Here is a 14,150-nt window from a genome sequence, read left to right as displayed (position 1 = left end):
CGATGGAGATGACCGTGAACCCGTACCCCCTGCACCCCGAATGCCCCGACGTGCGGCGGCTGGCCGACAACCCGGCCGAGGCGCTGCTGCGCGCGGAGGCGGACGTCGTCGCGGCCGAGAACGCGGCCGAGGCGGACCGGTACCGCCGGCTGGAGGAGGTCGAGGAGGCCCAGCAGGACGGCCGGGGCGTCACCCGGCGTACCTTCGTCGCCGGCGCCGCGGCCACCGCGACCGCGCTCGCCACCGCCCAGTTCGTGACCACCTCCGCGTCGTTCGCGGCGACCAAGACCGGTACCCTGATCCACGTCTTCCTCTACGGCGGGCTGGACGGGCTGAGCCTGGTCGCGCCGGCCAGCGACCCGGTGCTCAGCAAGGCCCGCCCGGACCTGCTGCTCGGCAACGACTCGCTGGCCCTGGACCGCGGGTTCAAGCTGACCAGCGCGTTCGCCCCGCTGGAGAAGTGGCTCAAGGCCGGTCAGCTCGGCTTCGTGCCGGCGGTGTCCGACCCGCGGCTGTCCCGCAGCCACTTCCAGGCCGCCGACGCCTGCAACCTGGGCGGCCTGCCCGGCGAGACCGGCGGCCGGGGCTGGCTGGACAGCCTGGTCGACGCGCTCGGCAAGGGCACCGCGTTCCGCAGCGTCGGCATCGGCAGCACGCTGCCCCGCTCCCTCGTCGGCGTGAACGGCGCGCTCGCCCTCAACAACGTCGGCGAGTTGCGGCTCAACGGCGCCGACAAGTACCGCGCGGCCACCGAGAAGGCCATCCGCGGCCTGTTCACCGGGATCAACCACCCGGTGGAGGACGCGGTCATCGAGGGCATGGGCGCGCTCGCCACCGCGCAGAAGCTCGCCGCGAAGCCGTACGCCGCCGCGGCCGGCGTCAAGTACGAGGGCGTCGGCAACGCCTTCAAGCAGCTCGCCCAGCTCATCAAGGGCGGGGCGAACGTGCGGGTGGCGACCGTCGGCATGGGCGGCTACGACACCCACGAGAACCAGGGCACCGCCCAGGGCGGCCAGCTCTGGCGGCGGCTCAACGAGCTGGCCAACGCCATGGCGGCGTTCTTCACCGACCTGGGCGACCAGGCGTCCGATGTGACGATCATGGTGTCCAGCGAGTTCGGCCGGCGGGTCGCCTCGAACAAGGGCGGCACCGACCACGGGCACGGCGGTGTGGTCACCGTGCTGTCCGGCCGTAAGCTCGCCGGCTCGCTGCTCGGCACGTGGAGCGGGCTGAGCAAGCTGGACAGCGGCGACGTGCCGGAGTACAACAACATGTTCAACGTCTACGGGTCGGTGGCGCAGGGTCGCTTCGGTCTGACCACCGCCGAGGTGGACAAGGTCTTCCCGAAGCAGAAGTTCACCCCGATCAAGATGTACGCGTGACATACCAGGAAATCCAGGCCGCCGGCCGCCGTACCGGGCATCCCGCCCCGTACGGCGGCCGTCCGGCTGCTCCCGTACCACCGGGCCGGCCGCGCCGCGGTCCCGGCGGCCGGCGGTTCCTGACGGCGCTCTTCTGGCTCGGCCTGGTCGCCGCCGTCCTGCCCTGGTGGCTGGACACCCCGGCCGGCTCGCTGACCGACACCGCCGACCTGCTCACCGCCGGCGGCCGGATCACCGGCCTGATCGCCGGCTACCTGCTGCTGGTGCAGGTGCTGGCGATGAGCCGGCTCGGCGTGCTGGAACGCACGCTCGGCGGCGAGCGGATCTCCCGGCTGCACCGGGACGTCGGCGCGACGCTGCTGGTGGCGGTGCTCACCCACATGTCCCTGCTGGTGGTGGGCTACGCCCGGCAGGAACGCAACTCCGTGCACGGCGAGGTCGGCGCGCTGCTGACCGACTACGAGGACATGCTCTCCGCGTTCGCGGCGGCCGGCGTCCTGGTGCTCGTCGGGTTCACCGCGGTCCGCGGGGTGCGCCGTCGGCTGCCCTACGAACTCTGGTACGTCCTGCACCTGACCAGCTATCTCGCGCTGCTGCTCGGCTACGCGCACCAGTTCAGCAACGGCGCCCAGCTCTACGAGCCCGGCCCGGTGCGCATCGGCTGGATCGGCGCGTACCTGCTGGTGGTGGCCGCGTTGCTGTGGGGCCGGGTGCTGGCGCCGCTGGCGTTCAACCTGCGGCACCGGCTGCGGGTGGCCGACGTGGTGGCGGAGAGCCCGGACACCATCTCGATCTACCTGACCGGGCACCGGCTCAACCAGATCGACCTGCTCGGCGGCCAGTACTTCCGCTGGCGGTTCCTCAACCCCGGCTGCTGGTGGGAGTCGCACCCGTTCTCGGTCTCCGCGGCGGCCAACGGCCGGTGGCTGCGCCTCACCGTGAAGGTCGTCGGCAAGCACACCGCCGAGCTGCGGGACCTCACCCCGGGCACCCGGGCCTGGGCCGAGGGCCCGTTCGGCACGGTCACCGCCGCGCACCGTACCCGCGAGCGGGCCCTGCTCATCGCCGGTGGCAGCGGCATCGCGCCGCTGCGGGCCATGCTTGAGGAACTGCCGCCGGGCGCGGCGCTGATCTACCGCGCGCGCCAGCCCGCCGACGTGCTGCTGCACCGGGAGCTGGACTGGCTCGCCCAGGCCCGGCAGACCTCGGTCTGGTACGTCATCGGCCGCCGCGACGACCCCGGGCCGCGCCAGGTGATGAACCCGGAGGGGCTGCGCCGGCTGGTGCCGGACCTGACCCGACGCGACGTCTACCTGTGCGGGCCGGGCGGCCTGGTCGACGAGTCGATCAGGGTGTTGCGGGCGGCGGGCGTGCCCCGCCGCCAGATCCACCTCACCGCGTTCGAGCTGTAGGAAGGCACCCACCATGCGTCGCGCGCTCCTCGCGATCACCGGACTGGCCGCCGGCACCACCGCGCTCGTGGTGCTCAAGGGCGGCCCGGGCGTCGGGCCGGCCACCGCCGGTGACGTGCCGGCCGCGCTGGCGCCGGTCACCCCGGGCGGTACGCCCGCGCCCGACGGCGCCACCGGATCGGCCGCGCCCAGCGTCTCCGCGTCGCCCGGCGCGTCGACGAAGCCGTCCGCCAAGCCGAGCGCCAGTCCCTCGGCCGACCGGAAGCCGGCCAGCCGGGGTGGCGCCCGGACCAGCACCGCGCCGGCCGCGCCGAGGACCACCAAGGCCCCGAAGCCCACCACGCGCACGGTCACCGGGTCGTCGGTCAGCTACGAGTACGGCTCGCTCCAGGTCCGGATCACGCTCAGCGGCAGCCGGATCGTCGACGCCACCGCGACCGGCATGCCGCTCGGCGGGCAGTCCGGTCAGCGCAGCGACGACGTGCAGGCCCGCTACAGCGGCAGCTCGGGCGAGGTGGTGGCCAAGCAGAGCGCCAACCTGAGCACCGTCTCCGGCGCCACCTACACCAGCACCGCCTACAAACGGTCGCTCCAGAGCGCGCTCGACAAGGCCTGACGGTTTGGTCGCCGCCGCCGCCGCCGGTCGGCCCGGCCTGCGCCGGGTCGCGCACGTCATGGGTACGGCGATCAGCCTCGACCTGGCCGACGATCTGCCCGCCGCCACCCTGGGCGAGTTGGCCGGGCACACGTTCGACTGGATGCGTGAGGTGGACGCGCGGTTCAGCACCTACCGGGACGACAGCGAGGTGTGCCGGCTGGACCGGGGCGGGTTGCCGCTGGCCGAGGCGTCCGCCGACCTGCGGGCCGTGCTGGAACGCTGCGCCGACCTGTGGACGGCCACCGACGGTTTCTTCGACGTGTACGCGACCGGCCGGCTGGACCCGTCCGGCTACGTGAAGGGCTGGGCGGCGCAGGTGGCGTCGGACCGGCTGGTGGCGGCCGGCGCCCCGAACCACTGCGTGAACGCCGGCGGCGACGTGCGGGTACGCGGCCACTCATCCAGCGGCGAGCCGTGGCGGATCGGCGTGCGCCATCCCGGGGACCCGGCGGCCACCTGCCTGGTGCTGACCGGCACCGATCTGGCGGTCGCCACCTCCGGGGTGTACGAGCGCGGGCACCACGTCGTCGACCCGCGCCGGGGCGCCCCGGCGGTCGGCCTGCGTTCGGTCACCGTGGTCGGCCCCGACCTGGGCGAGGCCGACGCGTACGCGACGGCGGCGGTGGCGATGGGCGCCCCCACCGGCATCACCTGGCTGGACCGCCTCCCCGCCCCCTGGCAGCACGCCGTGGTGACGGACGACTCCCGCCTCCACCACTCCCGCACCCTCCCCGTAACCCCGTAACCCCTCACCTCGGATGCGCTGTTTCACGGAAAGAGTGCCTACGCGCGGTCGGATAGGCACTCTTTCCGTGAATCAGCGCGGTGCGGGAGAGGGGGAGGGGCGTGGAGTCAGCGGAGGGGGCGGTGGAGGATGGCGGGGCGGGGGCCTGGCGGGCGGGAGCCACCCGGGGGGCGGGCGCCTCGGGGGCGGGTGAAGCCCCACGGGTGCGGGCGGCGGCGGTGCCGTGGTGGTTCGGTGCCGCCGGTGTGGCGGGCCGCGTCGTCCTTGGACATCCTCAAACCCCCGCTCTGGCGCGTACGCGCCTCGCCTGACACAACGAGGCCGGTGCCGAGGAGGTCTCTGTCGGGCAACCGTCTCCGGCGGCGACGGGCCCGGGCCGGCGACCGGCCGCGGGTCAGCGACCGCGCCGGGGCAGGGGCAGGTGGCCGGGGAGCAGTTCCGGGGCGAGGGTGACCCCGGCCGCCCGCAACGCCTCGACAAGCGCGTTCTGCACCAGGTAGGAGTCGGGAAGCTGCCACCGGGCCTGCTCCGGGGCGACCGCCCAGCGCACCGTCCCCTCCGGCAGCCGGGTCGGCGGGGCCGGGATCCACGATCCGGTGCCGTGCCGCACCACGTGGAAGCAGTGCTCCAGCTCCGGCCGCAGCGGGTCGCCGGGGCGGACCAGGAACATCCACCGGCCGGTCGGGGTGACGAGCACCGGCCCGCGTACGCCGAAGCCGGCCGGGTGGGTGGCGACGGTGGCCAGCATCCGCCGGCCCAGGTGGGCGGCGACCTCCAGCACGTCGAACGCGCGTCCGGTGGGCAGCAGCACCCCGTGTGGACGGCTGCGCCACCAGGTGGCCACCCGGGCCGGGTCGGCGCTCGCCCCGTGGTCCCAGTCTTCGAGCGCCGGATGGCAGCCGACCGTGGGGCAGCCGGCCCGGCCGCAGACGAAGCGGCGGTTGGCCAGGCAGGCGCCCGGCGTGACCGGCCAGCCGTGCAGCGCGTACCGGACGGCGACCCGGCGCAGCCGCACCCGTTCCAGCGGTGTCAGGTGAGCGACGCGCGGTCGGACGTTCCCCCACATGTGTGCCATCCCCTCTCGTCCCACCGAACCGTCCACCGCCACCCCGTCGAGAACCGTCACACGTCGAAAACCGTCACTGCCGTAACCCACGGTCGTTGAGTTGGCGAACGGCTGGTGCAACTTGCACGAAACTATGAGGATTGGCCGGACGGCTGACGTACAACCTGTGCGACCAGGGCAAACCTGGTGGACATCAGGCCGGCGGCCGGCGCCGACCGGGGGAGGAAGCACGGATGGACGAACTACCCGTAGGCCGGCGGGTGGCCTACTGGCGGAGCCGCCGCAAGATGTCCCAGCAGGTCTTCGCCGACCGGCTCGGCAAGTCGAAGAGCTGGGTGGACAAGGTGGAGCGCGGCGTCCGCCGGCTGGACAAGTTCTCCGTGCTCTACGAGATCGCCGACATCCTCCGGATCGACGTGCAACTGCTGCACGGCAAGGACCCGGAGCGGCGCACCGACGCGCTCAACTGCATCGACCAGGTCGAGGTGGAGGAGATCCGCGCCGCCCTGGAGCGGTACGACTCGATGAGCGCCTACTTCGACGCGGCGCCCTTCCCGCCGCCGCTCGCCGACATGCGCAAGGCGGTCAACCACGCCTGGCTCACCTACCAGTACGGCCGCTACGGCATGCTGACCCGGGCGCTGCCCAAGCTGCTGCGCGACGCACAGGCCGCGGACGCCGTGTACGGCGGTGACGACCAGGGCCGCGAGGCCGCGCACCTGCTCGCGCAGGTCTACCAGATCGCCTCCTCGGTGCTGCGCAAGCTGGGCGAGTGCCACCTGGCCTGGCTGGCCGCCGACCGCTCGACGGCGGTCGCCCAGCGGGCCGACGACCCCCTGCTCGCCGGCATCGCCACCACCCGGGTCTGCAACGCCCTGGTCGCGATGGGTCGCCCCCGCCCGGCGCTGGAACTCAACGTGCGGATCGCCGACCGGCTCGCGTCCGGCGGCGACCACACCGACGACCCCAAGCGCCTCTCGGTCTACGGCATCCTGCTGCTCCAGGGCGCGATGGCCGCCGCCCGGATCGGTGACTCGGCAACCGTGGACGACCTGCTCGGCGGCGCCGCCGAGGCGGCCGTCCTGCTCGGCGGCGACCACAACCACTACTGGACGTCGTTCGGCCCGACCAACGTGGAGCTGCACCGCGCCGCCGCGGCGGTCGAGCTGGGTGACGGCGGTCGGGCGGTGGAGACGCACCAGCAGCTCAACGAGCACGCGTTCAACGCGCTGCTGCCCGAGCGGCGCGCGCACCACCTGCTCGACCTGGCCCGGGGCTACGCCCAGATCGGCGACGTCGCCAGCGCCGGCGAGATGCTGTTGCAGGGCGACCGGCTCGCGCCCTCGGAGATCCGCTGCCGGCCCATCGCCCACGAGCTGATGTCGGACGTGCTGCGTCGCACACGGGGTGCGCCGCCTTCGCCGATTGCGGAGTTGGCTGAGCACATGGGAGTCGGAGTATGAGCGCGGAGCGGGTCGGATGAGCGGTCCGCGCAGCAGCGACGGGCACCGCGGGGTGCTCTACGTCATCGCCTGCGGTTCGCCGCTGGCCCGTCACGTCGGCCGGCTGGTCGACCTCGCCCAGTCGGACGGCTGGATGGTCTGCGTGGTCACCACGCCGGACGGCGCGAAGTTCGTCGACCGTACGGCGTTGGCCCGGCAGACCGGCAACCCGGTCCGTACGCACTACAAGAACCCGGGTGACCTCGACGTGCTGCCCCCGGCGGACGCCATGCTCGTCTGCCCGGCGACGGTCAACACGGTCAACAAGTGGGCGGCCGGCATCACCGACACCCTCGCGCTCGGCCTGCTGGTCGAGGCGCAGGGGCTCGGAGTGCCGATCGCGGCCGTCCCGTTCACGAACGTGGCGATGGCCACGCACCCGGCGTTCCGGGCCAGCCTGGCCCGGCTCACCGAGTGGGGCGTCCGGGTGGTCTTCGGCGACGACGTCGTCCGCCTGCATCCGCCCGGGACCGGCGAGCGGCACCTGGACGCCTTCCCGTGGTCGGCCGGCCTGGACGCCCTGCGCGACCCGGTCGCGCCCGTCGCGCCGGTCGCCTGAGGTGTAAGCCGGGGCCCCTTGTTAACGCATTCGGTTGTGCCGGGGCCCCCGCTTAACCGCCGTGGACGTGTACGCCACCGGACGCCGGTAAGCTGGCCGGCCGTGAGCACAACCGGATCGCCGCCCACGGTCGCCGACGTGGTGGCCGCCCTGGACCGCCGCTATCCGCCCGCCTGGGCCGAGGAATGGGACCGGGTCGGTCTGGTGCTGGGCGAGCCCCACCGCCCGGTGCGGCGGGTCGCCTGCGTCGTCGACGTGGTCCCGGAGACGGTGGACGAGGCGCTCGCCGCCGGCGCCGACCTGATCGTCGCGCACCACCCGCTGCTGCTGCGCGGCGTCTCCTCGGTGGCCGCCACCACGTTCAAGGGGCGGATCGTGCACCGGCTGATCAAGGCCGACGTCGCGCTGTACGTGGCGCACACGAACGCCGACGTGGCCGCCCCGGGCGTGTCCGACGCGCTGGCCGCCCGGTTCGGGTTGACCGGGCTGCGCCCGCTGCACCCACCCCGCCCGGGCTCGCCCGCCCACGGCCCCGACCGGGGCATCGGCCGGATCGGTGAGCTGCCCACCCCGATGACCCTGGCCGAGTTGACCCGGCTGGCCGCCGCCGTGCTCCCCGTCACCGCCTGGGGCGTTCGCGCCGCGGGGGATCCCGGGCGTATGGTTCGTACCCTCGCCGTCAGCGGCGGCTCGGGGGACGGCTTCCTCGCCGAGGCGGCTGCCGCCGGGGTGGACGCGTTCCTCACCTCGGACCTGCGCCACCACCCGGCCGGCGAGCACCTCGCCGCCGGCGGCCCGGCCCTGCTGGACGCCGCCCACTGGGCGACCGAACGGCCGTGGCTGGACGACCTGGCCGCCCACCTGGCCGACGAGCTGGGCGTCGAGACCGTGGTGTCCGACCTGGACACCGACCCGTGGACCGTGCACGCCGCCGCGCCCCGACCGGACGACAAGGAGCCCCGACCGTGAAGGCTGACCCGAAGGTGCAGCGTCGCCTGCTCGACCTGCAGGCCATCGACACCACGCTGGCCCAGCTCGCGCACCGCCGCCGGAGCCTGCCGGAACGGGCCGAGCTGGAGGCGCTCGCGCGCGAGCTGTCGGCGCTCGAGGACGAGCGGGTCCGCGCCCAGGTGGCCGTCGACGACCTGGACCGGGACATCGCCCGGCTGGAGAAGGACGTCGACCAGGTGCGGGCGCGCAAGAGCAAGGACGAGGCCCGGCTCGCCTCGGGCAGCGGCCCGGCCCGGGAGTTGGAGGCGCTCCAGCACGAGCTGGTCTCGCTCAACCGCCGGCAGAGCGACCTGGAGGACGCCGAGCTGGAGCTGATGGAGCAGCGGGAGACCGCGCAGGGCGTCCTCGACGGCATCGAGGGGCGGATCGCCGAGGCCCGGGAGCGCCGGGCGGCGGCCGAGCAGCGCCGCGACGACGCGCTCGCCGAGATCGCCAAGGAGGAGGAGTTCAAGCGCACCTCCCGCCAGCCGCTCGCCGGTGACCTGCCGGCGGACCTGGTCACCCTCTACGACAAGATCCGCGAGGACACCGGGCTGGGCGCCGCGCTGCTCACCGCCGGTCGCTGCGGCGGCTGCCGGCTGGAGCTCTCCGGTGCCGACCTGGCCCGGATCCGCAAGGCGGACCCGGACGACGTGGTCCGCTGCGAGGAGTGCCGGCGGATCATGGTCCGGACCAACGAGTCGGGACTGTAGCCGCCGTGGCGGTGCGCGCGGTCGTGATCGAGGCCGACGGCGGTTCCCGGGGCAACCCGGGTCCGGCCGGTTACGGCGCGGTGGTCCGGGACCCGCAGACCGGCGAGGTGCTCGCCGAACGCTCGGCGGGGATCGGCACGGCCACCAACAACGTGGCCGAATACCGCGGTCTGATCGCCGGGCTGGAGGCCGCCGCCGAGCTGGGCGCGGCCGAGGTCGAGGCGCGGATGGACTCCAAGCTGGTGGTCGAGCAGATGTGCGGCCGGTGGCAGATCAAGCACCCCGGGCTGCGCCCGCTCGCCGCCCAGGCCGCCGCGCTGGTCGGCCGGTTCGCCGCGGTCCGCTTCACCTGGATCCCCCGGGAGCGCAACCGGCACGCCGACGCCCTGGCCAACGCCGCCATGGACGCCGCCGCGGCCGGCGCCGGCACCGGAACCGCTGGTGGCGCGCCGACCGGGACCGCTGGTGGCCCGCCGACCGCCGGAACCGCTGGCGGCGCGCCGACTGCCGGGACCGCGCCGGGCGCGACCGCTGGCGGCGCGCCGACTGCCGGGACCGCGCCGACCGCCGCGTCGAGCGGCCGGGAGGCGGCCGTCGCGAAGGCCACCGGCACCGACCCGGCGACCACCCCCGCCTCCTGGGAGCCCCGCCCGACCGAGGAGGGCACCCGGCTGATCCTGGTGCGGCACGGCGAGACCGAGCGCACCGGGCAGAAGCGCTACTCCGGCCGGGTCGACGTGCCGCTCACCGAGCGGGGCCGGGCCCAGGCCCGGGCCACCGCCGCCCGGGTGGCCGAGCTGGCGCCGTCCGTCGCGGCCGTGGTCAGCTCGCCGCTGTCCCGGTGTACGGCGACCGCGGAGGCGATCGCCGCGCGGGTCGGCAACCCGCCGGTACGCACCGACGACGACCTGGTCGAGTGCGACTTCGGTGTCTGGGAGGGGCGCACCTTCGCCGAGGTACGCGAGGGCTGGGCGGGCGAGTTGGACGCCTGGCTCGCGTCCACCCGGGTCGCGCCGCCGGAGGGCGAGTCGTTCACGGCGGTCGCCGAACGCACCGGCCGGGCGGTGGACCGGCTGCGGTCGGCGTACCCGGGGGAGATCGTCGTGGTCGTCTCGCACGTCTCGCCGATCAAGCTGGTGCTGCGCGACGCGCTCGCCGCCGGCGACGCGTTCCTGCACCGGCTCTACCTGGACACCGCGGGCGTCTCGGTGCTCGACCTGTACCCGGACGGCGGCGTCGCGGTCCGCTCGGTCAACGACACCTCCCACCTCGCGGACCTGTGACGACCGGCCCGGGTGGTGGGCCGTTCGGCGCATCCGGGCCACCGTTCGGCGCATCGACATCGATGTCTTGAACGTGACCGCGGTCACAGGGTCGTAGCCTCCGGCCGTCACATGGCTACGACTTGCCGGAGGGTGTCCCATGGCCGCACCGGAACCGGAGGCGCCTGACACGGCGCGTTCCCGGGCGAAGGACAAGAGTCCCTGGAACTGGTTGCTCCTCATCCCGATCGTGGTGCCGCTCATCCCGGCCCTGTTCAACGCCGACTCGCCCCGGCTGTTCGGCTTCCCGCGCTTCTACTGGCTGCAACTGGCCTGGATCCTGCTCGGCGTCGGCACCACCACGCTCGTCTACCAGATGACGAAGAAGAAGCGGGGTGACCACTGATGTGGCGCGACCACCTCACCGAGATCATCGTCTTCTCCGTGCTGTTCCTGCTGGTCAGCGCCATGGGCTTCGTGGCTGCCCGGTGGCGCCGCCCGCAGGACATGGGCCACCTCGACGAGTGGGGGCTGGGCGGGCGCAGCTTCGGCGGCTGGATCACCTGGTTCCTGGTCGGCGGTGACCTCTACACCGCGTACACGTTCGTGGCGGTGCCGGCGCTGATCTTCGGGGCCGGCGCGGCCGGGTTCTTCGCGGTGCCGTACACGATCGTCATCTACCCGCTGGTGTTCCTGGTGCTGTGCCGGCTCTGGTCGGTGTCGCACCGGCACGGCTTCGTCACCCCGGCCGACTTCGTCCGCAACCGGTTCGGCTCACCGGTCCTGGCGCTGCTGGTCGCGATCACCGGGATCGTCGCCACCATGCCGTACATCGCGTTGCAGTTGGTGGGCATCGAGGCGGTGCTCAAGACCATGGGCGTCACCGGCGACAGCGCGGTGGCCCGGCACCTGCCGATCATCATCGCGTTCGCGATCCTGGCGGCCTACACCTACCAGTCGGGGCTGCGTGCGCCGGCGCTGATCGCGTTCGTCAAGGACTCGCTGATCTACGTGGTGATCCTGGTGGCGGTGGTCTACCTGCCCTACAAGCTGGGCGGCTGGGGCAGCATCTTCGACGCCGCCGACGCGAAGTTCCAGGCGACACCCGCGCCGGGCGACGGGATCCTGCTCAACGCCAACAACCAGATCCAGTACGTGACGTTGGCGTTCGGCTCGGCGCTGGCGCTGTTCCTGTATCCGCACAGCATCACCGGCGTGCTCGCCAGCCGTAACCGCGACGTGATCAAGCGGAACATGTCGGCGCTGCCGGCGTACAGCCTGCTGTTGGGGTTGATCGCGCTGCTCGGCTACATGGCGATCGCGGCGGACGTGAAGCCGCTGCCGGGCGCGAAGGCTGGCAGCGTGGACGGCAACACGGTGGTGCCGTTGCTGTTCGACAACCAGTTCCCGGACTGGTTCGCGGGCGTGGCGTACGCGGCCATCGGCATCGGCGCGCTGGTGCCGGCGGCGATCATGTCGATCGCGGCGGCGAACCTGTTCACCCGCAACATCTACAAGGAGTACCTGAGGCGGGACGCGACCCCGGCGCAGGAGGCGAACGTCTCGAAGATCACGTCGCTGGTGGTGAAGGTCGGCGCGGTGGCGTGCATCGTCTTCCTCGATCCGCAGTTCTCCATCGACCTCCAGCTCATCGGCGGCGTGATCATCCTCCAGACGTTGCCGGCGGTGGCGCTGGGCCTCTACACCCGCTGGTTCCACCGGGACGCGCTGATCGCCGGCTGGGTGGCCGGCATGGGGATGGGCATGTGGATGCTCTACCAGGTCGGCAACCCGGCGACCGGCAAGGAGCACTTCGCCGGCTCGGCGTTCCCGCTCTCCGACTTCGGCTTCGACACCAAGAAGACGATCTACGTGGGGATCGTGGCGGTGCTGGTGAACCTGGTGGTGGCCGCGCTCGGCACGCTGGCGCTGCGGGCGGCGAAGGTGGCGGACGGCCCGGACGGCACCACGCCGGACGACTACTTCGCCGACGAGGGTGACCCGCGGATCGCCGCCGAGCGCGCCGACTCCGCGCCGGAACCCGTCGCGTAGAAGGCGGGCCCCCGCTTAACGCTTTCTGCATAGGCGGGGGCCCCGCTTAACACCTCAGCGGCGTCGGTTGCGGGCGTCGAGCGCCTCGTTCAGGCGGTGCAGCAGCTCCGCGAGGGTGTCGCGGTCGGCGTCGGACCAGGCCGCCAGCATCTCGCCGTAGAGCCGGGTGCGGGCGGCCTGCACGGCCGCCATCCGCTGGAGCCCGGCCGGCGTTGCGGAGATCACCGTGCCGCGCCCGTCGACCGGGTCGGGGGTACGCGCGATCAGCCCGTCCCGCTGGAGCGCGGAGACCTGCCGGGTGACCGTGGAGCCGTCCAGGTTCAGCCGGGCGGCGAGCGCGGAGACGTTCTGCGGGCCGGCGTCGTCGAGGTGCCGCAGGATCACGTACGCGGCGCGGTCGAGCAGCCGGTGCTCGACGGAGCCGGTGCCGCGCCGGGTGGCCTCGCCCAGCCGCATCAACAACGCCACCTCGGTCTCGATCCGACCGAGTGTGATCTCCTTCGCGCCAGCGTCGACGTCATCACTCATAGCTGTATGATACAAGGAAACTACCTGCATGATACAGCTATCCGGGAGGTCGCGGAGTGGATCGGCGATCCGAGCCCAACCGCAGTGCCATCTACGCCACCACGCTCGTGGCGTTCCTCGCCATCGCCGGCATCGCCGTGGTGGACCCCATCCTGCCCGCCATCGGCGAGGCCATCGGCGTCACCGCCTGGCAGGTCGAACTGCTCTTCACCGCGTACATCGCGGTGATGGCCGTCGGCATGATCCCGGCGACCCTGGCCAGCGGGAAGTTCGGCTTCAAACCGGTCCTCATCACCGGCGTCTCGGTGGTCGGCCTGGCCGCGATCGGCGCCTCGTTCAGCAACGACATCGTCCAACTCTCGGTGCTGCGCGGCGTCTGGGGACTCGGCAACGCGATGTTCTTCGCCACCGCCATGGTCGTGCTCGTCAACCTCGCCAACGACCGGGAATGGGTGGTCGGCCTCTTCGAGACCGCGCTCGGCCTCGGCTTCGCCGTCGGCCCGCTGATCGGTGGCCTGCTCGGCGAGGTTAGCTGGCGGCTGCCGTTCTTCGTCTGCGGCGTGTTCATGGTGCTCGCGCTCGCCGTCGCCGCACGCAAGCTCCGCGAACCCACGAACAAGCAGGCACCGGTACGGGTCGGCCAGATCTTCGCCACCTACCGCAAACCCGCGTTCATCACCCTCTGCGTGGTCACCGCCGCCTACAACTTCGTCTTCTTCGTGGTCCTCGGCTACACGCCGCTGTTCCTGCACCTCGACGTCATCCCGCTGGGCCTCGCGTTCACCGGCTGGGGCCTCGGCCTGGCCGCCGGCATCCTGCTGATCGGCCACCGGCTCGCGCACCGCATCGGCGCCGTGCAGACCGTCGGCGTGGCCCTCCTCGGCCTGCTGCTCTGCATGGTCCTGTTCGCCACCTCCACCGGCACCGCCATGTCGCTCGTCGTCCTGGTCGTCGCCGGCCTGTTCATGGGCCTGGCCAACGCCAACCTCACCGACCTGGCGCTCGGCCTCGGCTCCGCCGACCGCCGCGTCGCCACCGGCGCGTTCAACCTGGTCCGCTGGGGCGCCGCCGCCCCCGCGCCGATCATCTCCGGCAAGCTTGCCGAACACGGCCTCGCGCTGCCGTTCTGGGTCGGCTTCGGAGTGCTCGCCGTGGGCGTGCTCGTCTACCTCGCCTTCGGCCACCTGATGGCGGCCGGCTACGGCGAACGGCTGATCTGGAACCGGGCCGCCCGCGCCGCCGAGCACGCCCCGGAGGAGCCGGTGGGGGAGGCGTACTGAC

General features: G+C 73.1%; 14 protein-coding genes. 12 read left to right on the top strand and 2 right to left on the bottom strand.

What is annotated here, in order from left to right:
* Positions 1-8 precede the first annotated feature (8 nt).
* The 4 genes from O7619_RS25500 to O7619_RS25485 are packed head-to-tail and all read left to right on the top strand — an operon-like array spanning position 9 to position 4,197.
* Positions 9-1,382 carry a DUF1501 domain-containing protein gene (locus O7619_RS25500; protein ID WP_282288945.1) on the top strand — a complete coding sequence of 458 codons (1,374 nt, stop codon included), beginning with the start codon at positions 9-11 and terminating at the stop codon, positions 1,380-1,382.
* Positions 1,379-2,794 (top strand): ferredoxin reductase family protein, encoded by a 1,416-nt coding sequence (locus O7619_RS25495; RefSeq protein WP_282283862.1) that lies wholly within the window; start codon positions 1,379-1,381, stop codon positions 2,792-2,794. Before O7619_RS25500 ends, O7619_RS25495 begins: the two co-directional genes overlap by 4 nt.
* A gap of 13 nt (positions 2,795-2,807) precedes the next feature.
* Positions 2,808-3,410, top strand: a complete 603-nt coding sequence (locus O7619_RS25490; protein ID WP_282283861.1) for an FMN-binding protein — start codon at positions 2,808-2,810, stop codon at positions 3,408-3,410.
* A gap of 58 nt (positions 3,411-3,468) precedes the next feature.
* Positions 3,469-4,197: an FAD:protein FMN transferase gene (locus O7619_RS25485; RefSeq protein WP_282288944.1), complete on the top strand. Its 729-nt coding sequence runs from the start codon at positions 3,469-3,471 to the stop codon at positions 4,195-4,197.
* 394 nt (positions 4,198-4,591) lie between these two features.
* On the opposite strand, the gene O7619_RS25480 is transcribed toward O7619_RS25485, so the two are convergent.
* Positions 4,592-5,272, bottom strand: a complete 681-nt coding sequence (locus tag O7619_RS25480; protein ID WP_282283860.1) for a bifunctional DNA primase/polymerase — start codon at positions 5,270-5,272, stop codon at positions 4,592-4,594.
* Positions 5,273-5,496: 224 nt separating this feature from the next.
* On the opposite strand from O7619_RS25480, the gene O7619_RS25475 reads away from it, so the two are divergent.
* The 7 genes from O7619_RS25475 (at position 5,497) to O7619_RS25445 (ending at position 12,341) form a co-directional block, all read left to right on the top strand.
* Positions 5,497-6,726 (top strand): helix-turn-helix domain-containing protein, encoded by a 1,230-nt coding sequence (locus tag O7619_RS25475; RefSeq protein ID WP_282283859.1) that lies wholly within the window; start codon positions 5,497-5,499, stop codon positions 6,724-6,726.
* Between the two features lie 16 nt (positions 6,727-6,742).
* A complete protein-coding gene (locus tag O7619_RS25470; RefSeq protein ID WP_282283857.1) occupies positions 6,743-7,324 on the top strand; it encodes a flavoprotein in 582 nt (193 codons plus the stop codon).
* A 138-nt stretch (positions 7,325-7,462) separates the two neighbouring features.
* Positions 7,463-8,293 (top strand): Nif3-like dinuclear metal center hexameric protein, encoded by an 831-nt coding sequence (locus O7619_RS25465; protein ID WP_282288943.1) that lies wholly within the window; start codon positions 7,463-7,465, stop codon positions 8,291-8,293.
* On the top strand, positions 8,290-9,027 hold the full coding sequence (locus O7619_RS25460; protein WP_282283856.1) for a C4-type zinc ribbon domain-containing protein: 738 nt from the start codon (positions 8,290-8,292) through the stop codon (positions 9,025-9,027). Before O7619_RS25465 ends, O7619_RS25460 begins: the two co-directional genes overlap by 4 nt.
* A 5-nt stretch (positions 9,028-9,032) precedes the next feature.
* Positions 9,033-10,310, top strand: a complete 1,278-nt coding sequence (locus O7619_RS25455; protein ID WP_282283854.1) for a bifunctional RNase H/acid phosphatase — start codon at positions 9,033-9,035, stop codon at positions 10,308-10,310.
* 139 nt (positions 10,311-10,449) lie between these two features.
* A complete protein-coding gene (locus tag O7619_RS25450; protein WP_282283852.1) occupies positions 10,450-10,695 on the top strand; it encodes a DUF3311 domain-containing protein in 246 nt (81 codons plus the stop codon).
* On the top strand, positions 10,695-12,341 hold the full coding sequence (locus O7619_RS25445; protein WP_282283850.1) for a sodium:solute symporter: 1,647 nt from the start codon (positions 10,695-10,697) through the stop codon (positions 12,339-12,341). The genes O7619_RS25450 and O7619_RS25445 overlap by 1 nt, the downstream gene beginning before the upstream one ends.
* Positions 12,342-12,395: 54 nt before the next feature.
* On the opposite strand, the gene O7619_RS25440 is transcribed toward O7619_RS25445, so the two are convergent.
* Positions 12,396-12,869, bottom strand: coding sequence for a MarR family transcriptional regulator (locus tag O7619_RS25440; protein WP_282283848.1), 474 nt, complete (start codon positions 12,867-12,869; stop codon positions 12,396-12,398).
* A gap of 56 nt (positions 12,870-12,925) precedes the next feature.
* Here O7619_RS25440 and O7619_RS25435 point away from each other — a divergent pair, with 56 nt between their 5' ends.
* The gene (locus tag O7619_RS25435; RefSeq protein ID WP_282283846.1) at positions 12,926-14,149 is read left to right on the top strand and encodes an MFS transporter; all 1,224 of its coding nucleotides are present in this window, start codon (positions 12,926-12,928) and stop codon (positions 14,147-14,149) included.
* Position 14,150 lies beyond the last annotated feature (1 nt).

Origin of the sequence: Micromonospora sp. WMMD998 (assembly GCF_029581235.1) — a bacterium.
Classification (GTDB): domain Bacteria; phylum Actinomycetota; class Actinomycetes; order Mycobacteriales; family Micromonosporaceae; genus Micromonospora.
Note: the sequence above shows the minus strand (reverse complement) of the source record. Positions and strands in the feature narration are given on the sequence as shown.

Bases quoted from the DNA above. Each gene is read 5' to 3' on its own strand.
- O7619_RS25500 (WP_282288945.1), top strand. From the start codon at position 9: ATGACCGTGAACCCGTACCCCCTGCACCCCGAATGCCCCGACGTGCGG.
- O7619_RS25450 (WP_282283852.1), top strand. From the start codon at position 10,450: ATGGCCGCACCGGAACCGGAGGCGCCTGACACGGCGCGTTCCCGGGCG.
- O7619_RS25480 (WP_282283860.1), bottom strand. From the start codon at position 5,272: ATGGCACACATGTGGGGGAACGTCCGACCGCGCGTCGCTCACCTGACA.
- O7619_RS25490 (WP_282283861.1), top strand. From the start codon at position 2,808: ATGCGTCGCGCGCTCCTCGCGATCACCGGACTGGCCGCCGGCACCACC.
- O7619_RS25485 (WP_282288944.1), top strand. From the start codon at position 3,469: ATGGGTACGGCGATCAGCCTCGACCTGGCCGACGATCTGCCCGCCGCC.
- O7619_RS25470 (WP_282283857.1), top strand. From the start codon at position 6,743: ATGAGCGGTCCGCGCAGCAGCGACGGGCACCGCGGGGTGCTCTACGTC.
- O7619_RS25440 (WP_282283848.1), bottom strand. From the start codon at position 12,869: ATGAGTGATGACGTCGACGCTGGCGCGAAGGAGATCACACTCGGTCGG.
- O7619_RS25475 (WP_282283859.1), top strand. From the start codon at position 5,497: ATGGACGAACTACCCGTAGGCCGGCGGGTGGCCTACTGGCGGAGCCGC.
- O7619_RS25445 (WP_282283850.1), top strand. From the start codon at position 10,695: ATGTGGCGCGACCACCTCACCGAGATCATCGTCTTCTCCGTGCTGTTC.